The organism is Streptomyces sp. x-19 (assembly GCF_046549115.1).
Lineage (GTDB): Bacteria > Actinomycetota > Actinomycetes > Streptomycetales > Streptomycetaceae > Streptomyces > Streptomyces albulus_C.
Window position 1 is genome coordinate 69,411 of the sequence record NZ_JAJPWK010000029.1, and the last position, 14,589, is coordinate 83,999.

Annotated in this window: 13 protein-coding genes and 2 pseudogenes; 6 read left to right on the forward strand and 9 right to left on the reverse strand. The window is 71.3% G+C overall.

Translation table 11 applies throughout. The features are described 5' to 3' along the window. Positions 1–198: 198 nt before the first annotated feature. Both ACLJT4_RS36995 and ACLJT4_RS37000 read right to left on the reverse strand, forming a co-directional pair. Positions 199–594: an alpha/beta hydrolase gene (locus tag ACLJT4_RS36995; protein ID WP_411129322.1), complete on the reverse strand. Its 396-nt coding sequence runs from the start codon at positions 592–594 to the stop codon at positions 199–201. 400 nt (positions 595–994) lie between these two features. Further along, the gene (locus ACLJT4_RS37000) at positions 995–1,555 is read right to left on the reverse strand and encodes a 2'-5' RNA ligase family protein (RefSeq protein ID WP_411129324.1); all 561 of its coding nucleotides are present in this window, start codon (positions 1,553–1,555) and stop codon (positions 995–997) included. 337 nt (positions 1,556–1,892) lie between these two features. Here ACLJT4_RS37000 and ACLJT4_RS37005 point away from each other — a divergent pair, with 337 nt between their 5' ends. Continuing rightward, positions 1,893–2,963, forward strand: a complete 1,071-nt coding sequence (locus tag ACLJT4_RS37005) for a hypothetical protein (RefSeq protein ID WP_411129326.1) — start codon at positions 1,893–1,895, stop codon at positions 2,961–2,963. Between the two features lie 104 nt (positions 2,964–3,067). Here ACLJT4_RS37005 and ACLJT4_RS37010 read toward each other — a convergent pair whose 3' ends face one another. After that, the gene (locus tag ACLJT4_RS37010; RefSeq protein WP_411129328.1) at positions 3,068–3,805 is read right to left on the reverse strand and encodes a helix-turn-helix domain-containing protein; all 738 of its coding nucleotides are present in this window, start codon (positions 3,803–3,805) and stop codon (positions 3,068–3,070) included. Between the two features lie 519 nt (positions 3,806–4,324). Here ACLJT4_RS37010 and ACLJT4_RS37015 point away from each other — a divergent pair. After that, positions 4,325–5,476 (forward strand): serine hydrolase domain-containing protein, encoded by a 1,152-nt coding sequence (locus ACLJT4_RS37015; RefSeq protein ID WP_411129330.1) that lies wholly within the window; start codon positions 4,325–4,327, stop codon positions 5,474–5,476. A 105-nt stretch (positions 5,477–5,581) separates the two neighbouring features. Here ACLJT4_RS37015 and ACLJT4_RS37020 read toward each other — a convergent pair. Continuing rightward, positions 5,582–6,029: pseudogene (locus tag ACLJT4_RS37020) on the reverse strand (helix-turn-helix transcriptional regulator); the annotation flags it as partial. On the opposite strand from ACLJT4_RS37020, the gene ACLJT4_RS37025 reads away from it, so the two are divergent. Together ACLJT4_RS37025 and ACLJT4_RS37030 are read left to right on the forward strand one after the other, a co-directional pair. Next, entirely contained in the window at positions 5,931–6,218 is a 288-nt protein-coding gene (locus ACLJT4_RS37025) for a hypothetical protein (protein WP_411129349.1), read from the forward strand. The pseudogene ACLJT4_RS37020 and the gene ACLJT4_RS37025 overlap by 99 nt on opposite strands. A 217-nt stretch (positions 6,219–6,435) precedes the next feature. Then, on the forward strand, positions 6,436–6,768 hold the full coding sequence (locus ACLJT4_RS37030; protein WP_411129332.1) for a hypothetical protein: 333 nt from the start codon (positions 6,436–6,438) through the stop codon (positions 6,766–6,768). A 535-nt stretch (positions 6,769–7,303) separates the two neighbouring features. On the opposite strand, the gene ACLJT4_RS37035 is transcribed toward ACLJT4_RS37030, so the two are convergent. The 5 genes from ACLJT4_RS37035 to ACLJT4_RS37055 all read right to left on the reverse strand — a co-directional run bounded on the left by ACLJT4_RS37035 (position 7,304) and on the right by ACLJT4_RS37055 (position 12,204). After that, positions 7,304–7,477 carry a hypothetical protein gene (locus tag ACLJT4_RS37035; protein WP_020930342.1) on the reverse strand — a complete coding sequence of 58 codons (174 nt, stop codon included), beginning with the start codon at positions 7,475–7,477 and terminating at the stop codon, positions 7,304–7,306. A gap of 153 nt (positions 7,478–7,630) precedes the next feature. Then, positions 7,631–8,959, reverse strand: a complete 1,329-nt coding sequence (locus ACLJT4_RS37040) for a glycosyltransferase family 2 protein (RefSeq protein WP_411129334.1) — start codon at positions 8,957–8,959, stop codon at positions 7,631–7,633. Between the two features lie 32 nt (positions 8,960–8,991). Further along, positions 8,992–10,125, reverse strand: coding sequence for a non-hydrolyzing UDP-N-acetylglucosamine 2-epimerase (gene wecB / locus ACLJT4_RS37045; protein ID WP_411129336.1), 1,134 nt, complete (start codon positions 10,123–10,125; stop codon positions 8,992–8,994). A gap of 238 nt (positions 10,126–10,363) precedes the next feature. Beyond that, on the reverse strand, positions 10,364–11,062 hold the full coding sequence (locus ACLJT4_RS37050) for a response regulator transcription factor (protein WP_411129338.1): 699 nt from the start codon (positions 11,060–11,062) through the stop codon (positions 10,364–10,366). Then, positions 11,059–12,204, reverse strand: a complete 1,146-nt coding sequence (locus tag ACLJT4_RS37055; RefSeq protein ID WP_411129340.1) for an ATP-binding protein — start codon at positions 12,202–12,204, stop codon at positions 11,059–11,061. Before ACLJT4_RS37055 ends, ACLJT4_RS37050 begins: the two co-directional genes overlap by 4 nt. 290 nt (positions 12,205–12,494) lie before the next feature. Here ACLJT4_RS37055 and gcl point away from each other — a divergent pair, with 290 nt between their 5' ends. Then, positions 12,495–14,276: a glyoxylate carboligase gene (gene gcl, locus ACLJT4_RS37060; RefSeq protein ID WP_016574397.1), complete on the forward strand. Its 1,782-nt coding sequence runs from the start codon at positions 12,495–12,497 to the stop codon at positions 14,274–14,276. 128 nt (positions 14,277–14,404) lie between these two features. Then, positions 14,405–14,589 (forward strand): annotated as a pseudogene (locus tag ACLJT4_RS37065) (hydroxypyruvate isomerase); the annotation flags it as partial.

The following is a 14,589-nucleotide window of genomic DNA, read 5'->3' on the forward strand; positions in this document are numbered from 1 at the left end:
GAAGGCCCCAATCCCTGTCGGCGGGTCGTACAGCCTTGAAGGTGTGGTCCAGAACCGAGTCGACCTGTTTGACGGCCTGCGGGATGCCGATATTTGCCTTGGGCTCCCCGTCGCGCAATACAGAACAGGCGCTGAGGCTGCTCGATGCGAGGATGACGATGATGGCTATGAGAGGAAAAGTTCGTCGGCGCATCATTTTCACCTCGTAGCCTGGAAGAAGGCTTTTTCCGGGTGGTGCATGCTGTACGCAATGGCGCCAGCGAGGACGAGTTCGTAGTTGGGCGGGGCGTGGGTCACCGGGGCGCTGCCTGTCGCACTCACCCACACGTGACCTGCTCCGACATCAGACTGCGAGGCTTTTTGGGCTCCCGTTCCGGGGCTACCCACCAGGACGATGTCGCCCGCGGGGATCCCGTCTTCGTGTTGGGAGGCCCGCACCACCGGTACGTTCTTTCTCGGCATTCTCGAATCGGTTGTGTCAGGACTGATGAATTTGAGCCGTTCCGCAACCATGTCGAGGCCTTCGGCCTGCCTCGGCACGGCTTGGTGGTGCGTGCTCAAACTACCCAGGGCGGCCCCGGTGTCGGCTTGCATCTCTTCGCCGTGTCCAGCGGCCGCACTCAGTACGGATGGGTCGACTTTCGTGGTCGACGTGATCCCCCGATTCCCCGTTGTTCTCGTATTTCTGGTCCGTGAGGGAACGCTATGGAGCCCTCGCCGTTGCCAGTTCGTCACCCTATTCGATGTCACGCGGGTGCTTTGGTCGTCATGCCGCGCGATCTGGCTCATGCGCGAAGTTCGATGTCCGAGACCGACCGCGGCTCAGAATCACGGGCTCGGGCTTCGTGGCGTCTGGGTGTCGAACAGACAGTCGTGGGTTGAGGATTCCTTCCGGCCCAACCCATGTCGCCGAGAACGTCACCGCCGCGATCGACCACGTCATGCGTGCGGCGAGATGAGGGGCGTCACGGTTCACGGGAGGTCTGACGGAAGATCACTCGCGACCGGGTCGTGGGGTCTCCGGGAGGTCGAACGTCGCTTGTAGCTGCCACTTCGCGCCGTCGTGCACCATCAGGTCCACCGACGAGACCCGGGCCGTGAAGGGGAGTTCGGTGTGTAGGGCGGTCTCGATCTCGGTCAGGACGGTGTCGTCCTGGCCGTCCGCGACGGTCAGGTGCGGTATGACCTCGGTGAAGGCACCGCCGTAGGGAGGGGCTTCGGGCCACCGTTCGGCGACCGCCTCGGTGAGGCGCCGCAAGGGCGCGTCCGGCTCGGGCGCGAGGTACAGCACTCCCGGGAATCGCCCGCAGCGTGCGAACCGCACGTCGAAGGCGTGATGACCGCCGAGCACCTCGGCGAGGGCCCGGTGGACCCGCCCCTGCACGCGGCTCCCGTCGAGGAACGGGAAGACCACGGTGATGTGCGCGGGAACCCCTGCTCGGGCTGACGGGTCGAACCGTTCACGCCACGCGCTAACGGCCGGTTCCGCCTGCGGGATCCTGACGATGAGTCCGGTCCGACCTGCCTGGAACCGGTGTGGGCTGGCGTCTGGCATGCCACGGATGCTGCCACGTCAAGGCCGGGCGTGGTGGGTGAAGGCGCCCACCCGGAGGGGGCTTTCCGCCTCTCCGGGCACCGTGTTGACGATGCGCTGTCCGATCTGCTGGGGTCGTGAGGTCGCTGGGTCCGGGTCCGGACGCCGGGTCGCTTCGTCGACAAGGGCCGCACCCCGTCTGAACGTTGACGGACGTGCATCGCTCCGGGTGCGTAACTTTCCCGTCGAAACCCGCCATTTCAGGAGTTCGCCGCAACCTCGTCCGGCAGATTCGACTCCTCACTCACGGAGATGCACACTGGTGTGTCCCGTACGAAGTGGGGGCAATATGACACGTATGGCGCGACAGTCGATGAGCGCGCGGAAGGCGACCGTCGGCTCCGCGGCGATGGTGGTCGCCGGACTGGCCCTGGTGATCGGGGCGGCGGCCCCCGGGCAGGCGGTGCCCGTGGCGGCGACGGCGGGGGCACGGTCGGCGCCGAACTGCGGTGCGGCCACGGCGGCAGGGGCGCCCGCGGCGCAGCGGACGCACGCTGCGGCGGCGACGGAGGCGGCCCCGGCCACGGCCGTCACCGGAAACGCGGCGCAGAAGCTCGCCTACGGCCTCGCTCCGGAGGCGCCGATCGGCCTGTGGTCGTCCTCGAACGTCACCCTGCGCACCCCGGTCGCCAAGGGCACCGTCCACCTGGACGTCACCACGCACGGCTTCATCGCCGATTCCCTCCTGATGCAGCGGTACGACGCGAAGACGCACCGCTGGGCCGACCTGGACGTCCAATCGGCCGGCAGTGACAGTCCGAACAAGGGGAGGTTCTCCTTCCCCGTCTCGGCGGCGGCGAGCCCCGGCCGCCCCGCCACCGTGGCGCTCCGGGTCCAGGCCATCGACCGTCCCGGTCGCCTGGACGTTGCCGCTTCGGTCGACGACGGCCACGGCCACACCTACCGCGCGCCGACGCGCAGTACGGTCGTCGACCGGCCCACCACCAGCGTCACGGGGTGGTCGGACGGTGCGGGCCTGGTGCGCGGCGGGGCGGCGAAGGAGTTCGACCTCAGGGTCAAGAACACCACCAAGCGGGCCTATCCGGAGCTCAACGCCGGGTTTTCCGCCTACGGCCAGGGCGGCGACCGCTATGTGGCCCCCAAGGACCTGGTGCTGCAGCAGTACGTGCCCGAACGCGGCTGGCAGCACGTGCCGTTGGTGCCGAGCGGCTGCGACCCCGGCATGAGCGCCGCACTGGTCCCGACCGCCAAGAAGCCGCTGGCCCCCGGCGCCACCGCCGTCTACCGGTTGCGGCTGGCGGTCGCGCCGGCCGCTCCCGTGGCCAAGGTGGAGGCGGGCCTGTCGGTGGGCAACGGTGACACGTCGCTCTCCTACCGGTCGCTGCCGTTCGCGATCCGCGCGAGGTAGTCCCGCCGGGTACGACGATCCCGTGGGGGAGTCGGGGCGGGGAGGCAGGGTGCTGCCTCCCCGCCCCTGTCGCTTGCCGGTGGTGTGTGCGCTTACGGCCCCGCCTACCGGGCTGACGCGTCCCGGGCCTGCTCGGGTTGCGCGTGGAGGAGGTCGCGGGCTTCGTCGGCGGCGCGGGCGATGCTTTCGGAGACGTGGTCGACGAAGCGGGCGATGTTTTCCAGGCGGGTGGCGGCCGGGGTGTCGGGGCCGAGGACGCTGACGCCTCGGCGTGCGGTTTCGGCCAGGTGGGCGGTGCCACGGACGCTGGCCATCATCGATTGGTACCAGACGTCGTCGTCGACGACGTAGCGCTCGCGCCGGCGGTCGTCGCGCTCGCGGCGGACCAGGTCCTGGCTTTCGAGGAACGCGATGGCCTTGGAGACGGATGCCGGGCTGACGTGGAGGCGTTGGACGAGCTCGGCGGCGGTGAGGCTGCCGGTGTCGCTGGTGCACAGGCAGGTCAGCACCCGGGCGCTCATCTTGGGGGTGCCCGATTGGATCAGGACAGTGGTGAACGTCTCCTCGTACGCGCGCACCGCTTCGGGATCGCGCCCGTGGGCCTGCGGGGGCGCGTCGGGGCCGTGGGGCGTGGGGTGCCTGCGGCGTTGGGCGCGGTGTTCGGTGGCGCGGTGGGCGAGTTCGGCGCGGTAGGCGGTGGGGCCGCCGTTGCGCATCACCTCGCGGGTGACGGTCGAGGTGGGGCGGTCGAGACGGCGGGCGATCTCGGCGTAGGCGAGGCCGTCGGCGAGCCCCAGTGAGATCTGTTGGCGTTCCTGTTGGGTGAGCCTGCCGCCCGGCATCTCGGCCTCCTTCGTCGTACGTCGTGCGTGTGCGTGGTCCCTGGTGCGCCTGGCCGGGTCAGCGTAGCGTTCACTCTCAGTTCATTGCAACGGACGGGGTGGGATCGTTGCGTTAGCTTTGGGGTCGTTGCAATGATTTTGCGTTTGCTACCTGGGGTGATGGCATTTACGCGCAACGGGATCGTTGCTTGAATGTTGAATGCAACGTAGCGTTTCAGTCGTTGGAAACGACGGGTGGATCGAAGGAGCGCACGATGCGGAGGTTCGCCCCCCCCCCCCGTGTTGGTGGCCGTCGTCGTCGACTTCCCCGCTGGACGGATCCAGTTCATCGCCGGCGACCGGGTCGACACCACCGTCGAGGTCCGGACCACGGATGCCGCGAAGGGCCGTGACGCGAAGGCAGCGGCGCAGGCCGAGGTCGCGTACGGCGGCGGTGTCCTGCGGATCGACCCAATGACCCACATTGCGCCAGCCGTTCGCTCGACCGATGTGCACGACCGAGGAGAAGGAGTACCCGCCATGTCCCTCACCCGTACCGACCGGAAAGCCGTTGCCGGGCCGGAGCGCCCGGAGTTGCAGCAGGCCCTCCAGGAGATCGTCGATTCCGGTTTCGCCGGGGTGCAGTTGCGCGTGCACGACGAGCGGGGCGCGTGGGTCGGCAGTGCCGGGGTGCGGAGGCTCGGCGCGAGCGCCAAGCCGTCGACCGACGGGCGGTTCCGGATCGGCAGCAGCACCAAGACCTTCACCGCGACACTGGTGTTGCAACTGGTGGCCGAGGGCAAGCTGGGGCTGGACGCGCCGGCGGCCGACCATCTGCCGCAGTTCGAGCTGGACCGGCGGATCACGGTGCGGATGCTGCTCCAGCACACCAGCGGGGTGTTCAACTTCACCGGCGAGTACTACGAGGACGGGACGTTCGCGCCGGGTATCCCCTGGCAGGGGCCGGAGTTCGTGGCCAACCAGTTCCACACCTACCCGCCGGAAGAACTGGTACGGCTGGCGCTGTCCAAGCCGGCGCGGTTCGCGCCGGGGACGGACTGGAGCTACTCCAACACCAACTACGTGCTGGCCAAGCTGCTGGTCGAGGCGGTCACCGGCCGCCCGTACGCCGAGGAGATGCAGCGGCGGATCCTCGGACCGCTCGGACTGTCGGGCACCTCGGTGCCGGGCGCGTCGCCGGAGATCCCCGCGCCGCACGCCCACGGCTACTACACCTTCCAGGACGCCGGCCAGTGGAAGACGGTCGACCTCACCCGCTACAACGTCTCCTGGATCTCCGCCGCCGGCGACATGATCTCGACCACCGAGGACCTCCACGTGTTCTTCTCCGCGCTGATGGCCGGGAAGCTGCTGCCGGCCCCGCTGCTGGCGGAGATGCGCACGCCGCATCCCAAGCTGGGCTACGGCCTGGGGCTGTTCGTGCAGGAGACGGACGGCGGCGGCACCGTCTTCCACCACAACGGCGGCTTCTTCGGCTGGGCGGCATTGATGTACGGCACCGCCGACGGCGGCACGACCCTGACCGCCTCGCTCACCACGGGGGACGCCCAACTCGACTTCGCCGCCACGGCGGCCGCGTTCCAGCAGGCGCAGCAGCGGCTCGTCGACGCGGTGTTCTGCGTCGGGCGGCAGCCCGCGCCGGCCCGGGCCGACGGGCGCTCCGCCCGCTGATCCCCACCCACCCGGGGCGACGAGCGTGGGCCACTCGCCGGCCGTTTCACCACAGTTGCACTGCGCCGAGCCCGTCCCAGGGGGCCGCGCCGGTCGTGACGACCGCGGGTGCGGTGCCGCGGTGTGGTGTTCGGTGGGGGGCGTCCCGCGGAGGCGTTTGAACGCGACGCTCAGGGCGAAGGCGTTGGCGTAGCCGACCTTCCGGGCGATCGCGCCGACCGTGGCGCCGGTCCCGCGCAGCAGGTCGGCCGCCAGGCCGATGCGCCAGGAGGCGAGGTAGGTCATCGGGGGTTCTCCGACGTGTGCGGTGAAGCGGCGCGCGAGTGCGGCGCGGGGCTGGCCCGTTCCGGCGGCGAGGTCCGCCACGGTCCACGGGCGGGGCCGGGTCCTCGTGGAGCAGGCGCAGTGCGCGGCCCACCGCCGGGACGTCCATCGCGCGGTACCACGGCGGTGCGTGCGCCGCGGGCCGGTCGAACCAGGTCCGCAAGGTGGCGAGCAGCAGCAGGTCCAGCAGCCGGTCGCGCATCACCTGCTGCCCGGGCCGGTCCCCGCCGACCTCGTCGACAAGTCCGGCGGCCAGGGCTGGTCGCCGGCCGCGGCGGAGGACTACGCGGAGGCGGTGAGCCCGATCCGACGGGGCCTGGACGCCCACCTCTCCGACGGCGTGCAACGTGCCCTCGGCCGGCCGTCGGGGGACTCCACCGCTTACGTATCGGCTGCCGTCGCGGCATGGCGCCATTGAGCCCGAAGAGGTGCGCCAGCGACGGCAGCGGTCCTCCTGGGGCGCATTCCTGCCGCTGGTCGCGGCGCATCATAGGTGCGATGCCGAAAACCCGCTGGAAAACGCCGGGGCGGAGGAGGGAGTCAAACCGCCGAGCGGGTGATTCGTGGCGTGATGGCCGGGGATTGGTGGCATGAATTCGACGTCCTAGCGACCCCGACGTATTTCGGAGCTCAGCATGCGTATGCGCACTGCACTCACTGCCGCACTGATGTGTTCGGCTGCCCTCCTCGGTCCCGTCGGCATCGCCGTCGCCGACGACCACACGGGAGGGGTGCAGGACACCGGCACCATGAACTTCCAGGACGTGAACAATGACGACGGCGGCAACGCCTGGATCTTCGACGCCGGCTCGGAGCACGGCAAGGAGGACAAGGGCGGTAAGGACGACAAGGGCGGTAAGGAGGACAAGGGCGGTAAGGAAGCCAAGGGCGGCAAGGAAGCCAAGGGCGGCGACCACGGCAAGGAAGCCAAGGCGGACGGCTCGGAGCAGGCTCCGGACGAGGAGTAGAGCCTTCGCGACCCCGCCCTTCCTTCCGCTTCGGCGTAGAAGGAGGGGCGGGGTCTTTCGTCGTCCCGGGGCGCGGTGAATTCCGGATCGGCGCCACGGTCCTGGATTTCCGGGTGAGGCTCGACGGGGAATGTCCGCGGCGTCCCGGGAGAAGGCCGAGCCGTGGTCGCCAGTCGTCAATCCGTCCGGTGATTCCGCCGCCTTGGATGCGGTGCGAAGAGGGAGAGGGACGGGGAATGCGGGGCCCGGCGCATTTTTGGCGGGCCGCCCGAACCATGCGGAATCGTGCCCGTGCGGTGTGCGTGCGCCGATCACGGCGTCAACTAGTTCGCCCGATTGCCGATTGCCGATTGCTCATGGGCTATTGCTCATCGGTGAATGCTGACGAGGGAATACCGATGAGGGAATGCCGCACTGCGGAGGCCGGGCCGTGGGTGTTCCGGAACGTCAAAGGTGGCGCGCTACCGGGGTGTTGTTCCGGTGCGGCCCGGAGGGCGGTTCCGGGGCGTGTCCCGGGCCGCCCTCCCGCGCGGGGTCAGTCCCGGCCGTCGCGCGGGGCGAAGTGCAGCAGCCGGTCGGCCTCCCGCTGGGTCTCCTGCGCGACGCGGCGGCTCTCGGCGACCACGTCGCCGTGTTTCGAGACCAGGCTCTCGTAGATCGGTGAACCGCTCGCCGGGGCGGGCGCGGGGGCTGGCAGGGGGGCGGGCATGGGTTACTCCTGAAAATCGATCGGGCAGACGGCGGCAGCCGAGCACGGTGCGCGCCGCCGGCGCCCGACTACCCAATCACGCCGAGCCCATTCACCGCCTCCTATGTGATCAGTTCCACGTCCGGATGGTGAGACGTAGTGCCTGAAGGGCGGTCACGACTCCCGTGCCACCGGGCCGTCCGTCACCGGCTCCGCGTTGCGCCGGGTCTTCGCCCAGCCGTTGCGGCCCCGCAGCATCCGCACGAAGCCCCGGGCCGACACCACGAACAGGTGGTAGGCGTACAGCCACAGTGCCAGACCCCACAGGACGGCCGTCAGGCGGGACGCCTCCGGCGCGTGGTCGCGACGGTACACCGGACCCCACAGCACGAACGGGCCGACGGCGAGCACCGCCAGGACCGGTGCCACCGGCCACAGGACCAGGGCCCCGCATCCGCCGAGCACCAGCAGCGCCGCGGTCAGCGCCAGCGTCACCAGGTGGGCCACCGGCTGGCAGAAGGTGTAGAGCGTCTCCAGTACGCCCCGGCCGCCGTAATGGCGCGAGGAGACGATGCGCGGGGCGTAGCGGACGCACTGGAGGTTGCCCTGGGCCCACCGGGTGCGCTGGGTCAGCAGTCGGCGCAGGCGCGGCAGCCCCTCCTGGGAGACCCAGGTGTCGGCGACGTGGGTGACCCGGTAGCCCGCGAGGATCATGTGCAGACCCAGTTCGTAGTCCTCCAGCAGTGCGCCCCGCTTCCAGGGCCGGCGCTCGACGGCGGCGATCCGGTCGAGGGCGGACAGCCGGGTGAACTGGCCGTTGCCGCCCAGTCCGACCGAACCGGTGCGCACCCGCAGCAGCTGCATCCCCGCGTTCGACACCGCGAACTCCATGTCCTGGACGCGGACCAGGAGCCGGGCCAGGGCGTTGGGGACCCGGCCGCGCTCGGGCAGCGGACGGCGCTCGTCCACGTTGCGCATCCGGACGCCCACCTGCACCCCGCCGACCTCCGGATCGTCGAAGCCGGCCGGTCCCGACACCGCGGCGAGGGCCCCGGGATCCAGCCGCCCGTCGGCGTCGACCACGCACACCACGACCCCGGCGCGGTCGGCGTCCGCCGGCAGGAACTCGCCGAGTTGGTCGTAGGCCGCGTTCAGGGCGTCGCCCTTGCCGGTGCGGGCGTCGGGACGCACCCGGCGGACGAGGTGGATCCGGCGGTCCTCCTCGGCGAGCGCGGCGACGATGTGCCCGGTGCGGTCGTCACTGTCGTCGTCGATCACCCACACATGGGCGGCGGGGAAGTCGCCGCGCAACTGCGTGACGGTGGCGCCGACCACCGCCTCCTCGTCGCGGCAGGGCACGAAGAAATGCCAGTCCAGCGCGGTCGGATCCCCGGCCTCGGTGCGGGGGCGGTGACGGTAGGCGTGCCGGGCGCCGGCCCAGTAGAGCAGGAAGCAGGCGAGCAGCACGAAGGGGAAGAGGAAGAGCAGGAGACTGTCGAACACGGGTTACTCCGGGGCGCGTTGGGGCGGGCGGGTCAGGCGGCCGCGGCGTACGGTGCGGTCCGCTCGGCCACCAGGCCGGTCAGCAGGCCGGCGATCCGGTGCGAGGCGCGGCCGTCGCCGAACGGGCTGGGCCGCGCGGCGAGGCGGGCGCGGCCGGCCGCGCCCAGTGCCAGACGCTCCCGTGCGGCCCGGCCGAGCGCCGGTCCCGGCGCGACCAGCGTGGCGAAGTCGCCCATCGCCTCCGGGCGTTCGGTGGAGTTGCGGACCACGACCAGCGGCCGGCCCAGCACGGTGACCTCCTCCTGCACGCCGCCGGAGTCGGAGACCAGCAGCGCCGCGTGCCGGGCCAGCGCGAGGAAGTCGCGGTAGCCGAGCGGACGGGTGACCCGCAGCGGGGTGAGCAGATCGGTCAGCCCGGCGGCCTCGGCGCGGGCCCGGGTGCGCGGATGGAGCGGCAGCACGACCGGAGTTTCGGCCGCGAGCGCGGCCAACTCGCCGAGCACGGCCCGCAGCGCGGCCGGGTCGTCGGTGTTCTCGGGCCGGTGGACGGTGGCCAGGACGAAGCCGTCGGAGGTCAGTCCACGCCGGGTCAACTGCGCCAACCGCTCGGATTCGGAGGGGAGTTGGCGGTGCACCGCCTCGACCACGGTGTTGCCCGTGACGGCGATGCGGTCCGCCGGGACGCCCTCGGCGCGGAGGTTGTCGCGGTTCTGCGGCGTCGCCGCGCACAGCACGTCGGCGAGCCGGTCGATCAGCACCCGGTTGTGCTCCTCCGGCATGTTCCGGTCGTGACTGCGCAGCCCGGCCTCGACGTGGACGAGCGGCAGCGCGCGGGCGTTGGCGGCCAGTGCGCCGGCCAAGGCGGCGTTGGTGTCGCCCTGGACGACCACGGCCCGGGTCGGCCCGGCCTGGAACACCGCATCGAGTTGGCCGAGCGCCGCCGAGATCTGCACGGCGCGCGGCTGCCCGCCGACGCCGGTCAGACGGGTCGGCTCGGGAATCCCGAACTCGGCCAGGAAGCGGCCGGAGAGCTCCTCGTCGTAGTGCTGCCCGGTGTGCACGACGTGGGCGGCGGGGCCCAGCAGCCGGATCAGCTCGGTGAGCTTGACCAGCTCGGGGCGGGTACCGAGGACGACGGCGACACTGCGCGGCGGCAGGGCGGACAAGGCGACTCCCAGGGGACGGGGCGGCGGGGACGTCCGCCACGGTCGCCGCCGTCCGTTGCCGCGACGGCTGACGTTCGGTTGCCCGAGGGTTGCTTTCCCGCCTCGGCCCGCAGGAGGGGACCTTCGCCGTGCCGCGGCGCGGGACCTTGGTCCCGGTGCGGGCGGGACGTCCGCCACCCCGCGGCCGACCGCGGTCGGCCGTCCCGGCGGTCCCGGTCTGTACGGGCACCGGGCGCGGTCAGGCGTGCCCGGCCCCGTCGCCGCGGTAGCGGTAGCCCAGTCCGCGCACCGCCTCGATCGGGTCGGTGTCCGGGCCGCCCGCGGCCTGCTGGAGCTTGCGCCGCACCCGCAGCACCGCGAACTTCACCCGGTCCCGGCCGATGCCCTGCGGATCGTCCCAGACCTGGTCGAGCAGCTGGTCGGTGGTGACCACCCGGCCCCGGTTGCGGACCAGCACCTGGAGCAGCCGGTACTCGATGTCGCTGAGCCGGACCTCCTCGCCGCGCCAGACCGCCGAACGGCGCTCGGGCACCAGCCGCAGCGCCTCCCCGTGCGCCGCGCCGGCCCAGCGCACGGGGCCGGCGCGGCGCAGCAGGGCCTCGATCCGGGCCAGCAGCTCGTCGTTGCCGAACGGCTTCGGAAGGTAGTCGTCGGCGCCGGCCCGCAGGCCCCGCACCCGGTCGCGCTCGGCGCCGCGCGCGGTGAGCAGCAGCACCGGCAGGTCGGTCAGGTCCCGGGTGCGCTCCAGCACCTGCCAGCCGTCCAGACCGGGCAGCCCGACGTCGAGCACCATGAGGTCGGGGTCGTCGGCGAAGAGGCGGCGCAGGCCCGCGCGGCCGTCCGCGGCGGCCAGCACCTCGTAGCCGGCCCTGGTGAGCAGGGTGCGCAGCGCCATCGCCACGTCGGCGTCGTCCTCGACCACCAGGATCCGGGTCACGGCCCGTCCGTTTCCTCGGTGTCGTCGTCCGGTCCGGGCCCCCCGGTCGGCAGCCGCACGGTGAAGACCGCCCCGCGGCCCGGCGCGTCGGAGACCGTCAGGTCGCCGCCGTGCCGGCGCACGATGTCGCGGCTGAAGGCCAGCCCGAGGCCGGTGCCGGGGAAGCCGCCGTGCTCGGCGTTGGGGGCCCGCACGAAGCCGGAGAAGATCTCCTCGCGGTACTCGGCCGGTACGCCGATGCCGCTGTCGGTCACCTCGACGCGCCAGGCGTCGCCGTCCGGCGCGGCGTCGATCCCGACCCGGCCGCCGGACGGCGTGAACTTCGCGGCGTTCTCCAGCAGGTTGTCCAGCACCTGCGCCAGCCGGTGCTCGTCACCGCGCAGCGGCGGCCCCGGTTCGCAGCGCAGCACGGTGAACACGCCGGCCGCCGTCAGGGTGGGCATCCGATCCAGTACGGCGTGCTCGACCAGCCGGCCGACGTCCACCGCGGCGCACTCCAGCCGGCGCCGCGGTTCGCGCAGCACGGCGGTCTCCAGCAGCGCGGTGATCACCGACGCCATGCGCTCGGCGTTGCGCCGGATCGCGGCCAGGAACTCCCGCTGCTCGGGCCCGAGCGGACCGGAGGCCGGGTCGGCGAGCAGGTCGCAGAAGCTCAGGACGGAGGTCAGCGGGGTCCGCAGGTTGTGCGAGGCGGAGGCGAGGAACTCGTTGCGCCGGCGGGCGAGTTCGGCGAGCGCCGCGTTGGCGCGGTGCAGGGCCTGCTCGCGGCGCTTGGTCTCGGTGACGTCCTCGGCGGTCCACAGCGTTCCGCTGGGCCGCCCGTCCGGGTCGTACAGCGGCGCCGTCTCGCGCCGGATGATCCGGCCGTCCGCGAGCGGGAACTCGGCGACGCGGTGCACTCGGCGCGCCGCCAGAGCGGTGGTGCGCGCGGCGGTCGGGTCCGGGCGCACCGCGAACCGGCCGGCCACCTCGTCGACGATCGGGCCCAGCGGTGCACCGGGGGAGTGGTCCACCCCGTCGAGGGCGAACATCTCGATGAATCGGCGGTTGACGGCGACCACGTGCGCGTCGCCGCCCTGCACGATCGCCGCCCGTGGCAGGGCCTCCAGGACGGCCTGTAGTCGGTCGCGCGCACGGTCCACCCGCCCACGGTACGCGCGGGGGCGGGCGGGGCCGTGCATCTGCCGGGTCGGACGGCCGCCCGTGCCGCGGGTGCGGCCCCGCCGGACTCCGGTCCACCGCCCGCCAACCGGCGCTTCTCGGGCTCGTCGCACGTCCGGCGGGGCGGCCGTGCCGGAAACCCCCCTTGACGGGTCGAAGCTCTCGCTCTACGTTCTCCTTCCATAAAGCAAAACATTAATTCCATGATGCGGAATTAAGTCCGACCCCTTCGGTCGGGCCAGCCCGTGACAGGTCGACGCAGGAGTACTCGATGCCTCGAATGACAGCCGCCCGCGCGGCGGTGGAGATCCTCAAGCGCGAGGGCATTACCAACGCCTTCGGAGTGCCGGGTGCGGCGATCAACCCCTTCTACGCGGCCCTCAAGGCCGCGGGCGGGATCGACCACACGCTGGCGCGCCACGTCGAGGGCGCCTCGCACATGGCCGAGGGCTACACCCGGACGAACCCGGGCAACATCGGCGTCTGCATCGGCACCTCGGGTCCGGCCGGCACCGACATGATCACCGGCCTCTACTCCGCCACCGGTGACTCCATCCCGATCCTCTGCATCACCGGCCAGGCGCCCACCGCGGTGATCCAGAAGGAGGACTTCCAGGCCGTCGACATCGCCTCGATCGCCAAGCCGGTCGCCAAGGCCGCGACCACGGTCATGGAGGCCGCCCAGGTCCCCGGCGTCTTCCAGCAGGCGTTCCACCTGATGCGCTCCGGTCGTCCCGGCCCGGTCCTGATCGACCTGCCGATCGACGTCCAGCTCACCGAGATCGACTTCGACCCGGACCTGTACGAGCCGCTGCCCGCCTTCAAGCCGGCCGCGACCCGCGCCCAGGTCGAGAAGGCGATCACCCTCCTCAACGAGTCCGAGCGTCCGCTGATCGTCGCCGGCGGCGGCATCATCAACGCCGACGCGTCCGACCTGCTGCTTGAGTTCGCCGAGCTGACCGGCACCCCGGTCATCCCGACCCTGATGGGCTGGGGCATCGTCCCCGACGACCACGAGCTGAACGCCGGCATGGTGGGCCTGCAGACCTCGCACCGCTACGGCAACGCGAACTTCCTGGAGTCCGACTTCGTCCTCGGCATCGGCAACCGCTGGGCCAACCGCCACACCGGCAAGCTGGACCTGTACACCCAGGGCCGCAAGTTCGTCCACGTGGACATCGAGCCGACCCAGATCGGCAAGATCTTCGCCCCGGACTACGGCATCGCCTCGGACGCCAAGGCCGCCCTGGAGCTGTTCGTCGAGGTGGCCAAGGAGCTCAAGGCCGCCGGCAAGCTGCCCGACCGCAGCGACTGGGCCGCCTCCACCCAGGAGCGCAAGGCCCAGCTCCAGCGCCGCACGCACTTCGACAACATCCCCATGAAGCCGCAGCGCGTCTACGAGGAGATGAACAAGGCGTTCGGCCCGGAGACCCGCTACGTCACCACCATCGGGCTCTCCCAGATCGCCGGCGCGCAGATGCTGCACGTCTACAAGCCGCGCCACTGGATCAACTGCGGCCAGGCCGGCCCGCTGGGCTGGACCATCCCGGCCGCACTGGGCGTCGCCAAGGCCGACCCGGAGACCCCCGTCGTCGCGCTCTCCGGTGACTACGACTTCCAGTTCATGATCGAGGAGCTGGCGGTCGGCGCCCAGCACAAGATCCCCTACGTCCACGTCCTGGTGAACAACGCGTACCTGGGCCTGATCCGCCAGGCGCAGCGCAACCTCGACATCAACTTCCAGGTCAACCTGGAGTTCGAGAACATCAACTCGCCCGAGCTGGGCGTCTACGGCGTGGACCACGTCAAGGTCGCCGAGGGCCTGGGCTGCAAGGCGATCCGGGTCACCGACCCCAGCGAGCTGGGTGCCGCCTTCGAGGAGGCCAAGAAGCTGGCCGCCGAGCACCGCGTCCCGGTCGTCGTCGAGGCGATCCTGGAGCGGATCACCAACATCTCGATGGCCGCCGCGGAGATCGACAAGGTCAACGAGTGGGAAGAGGTCGCGACCGAGCCCGGTCACGCCCCCACTGCGATCAAGCCGCTCAAGGTCTGATCGAGGGGTCGGTTTCCGGACCCGATCCGGACGATGTGCCGGGCGCGGCTTGACGGTCGCGCCCGGCCCCACCAACATCCCGTAAAGCAAAAACAGAAATCCGCTATCCGGAAGGAGCGCCGGGACCTATGGGTTTCACGGACACGCGCTTCAACGTCAATCTGTCGATCCTGTTCACCGAGCTTCCGTTGTTGGAGCGGCCTGCGGCCGCGCGGGCGGCGGGCTTCACGGCGGTGGAGCTGTGGTGGCCGTGGGTGGATGCCCCGACCCCGGAGCGGGCCGAGCTGGATGCGTTGCGTGATGCGTTGCGTGA